Source organism: Acinetobacter sp. UBA6526, from assembly GCF_002434875.1.
Taxonomy (GTDB): domain Bacteria; phylum Pseudomonadota; class Gammaproteobacteria; order Pseudomonadales; family Moraxellaceae; genus Acinetobacter; species Acinetobacter venetianus.
In genome coordinates this window covers 1-435 of record NZ_DJLC01000059.1, presented here as the reverse complement: position 1 = coordinate 435, position 435 = coordinate 1, and the positions used below count along the sequence as shown (strand labels likewise).

The following is a 435-nucleotide window of genomic DNA, read 5'->3' as shown; positions in this document are numbered from 1 at the left end:
CAGCCAAAATTTACAAGAAAAAATTGAGCAAGTGGTTCGCCTGATTCGTTCTAAAGGGGTTGGGATTTACTTCATCACCCAAAATCCACTCGACTTACCTGAAAGCGTCTTAGGACAACTTGGTAACCGTGTACAACATGCGTTAAGAGCATTCACTCCAAAAGACCAAAAAGCAGTAAAGACCGCAGCTGATACCTTTCGCGCCAACCCTGATTTTAAAGTTGATCAAGCGATCACTGAACTTGCTGTCGGTGAAGCATTGATTAGCTGCTTAGATGAACAAGGTACGCCACAAATTGTAGAACGAGGCTGGGTCATGCCCCCCTACTCCGCATTTAACCCAATTACAGCTGAAGAGCGACAAGTGATTATTGCGCAAAGCATTGTGGCGGGGGTCTATGATCAAGCGGGAGATCGTGATAGGGCTTTTGAAAT

At 45.3% G+C, this 435-nt stretch carries 1 protein-coding gene; it reads left to right on the top strand.

The window, feature by feature from the left end; genetic code table 11:
• On the top strand, positions 1–435 hold a 435-nt coding region (locus tag B4237_RS03915; RefSeq protein ID WP_286941528.1), incomplete at both ends, for a helicase HerA-like domain-containing protein.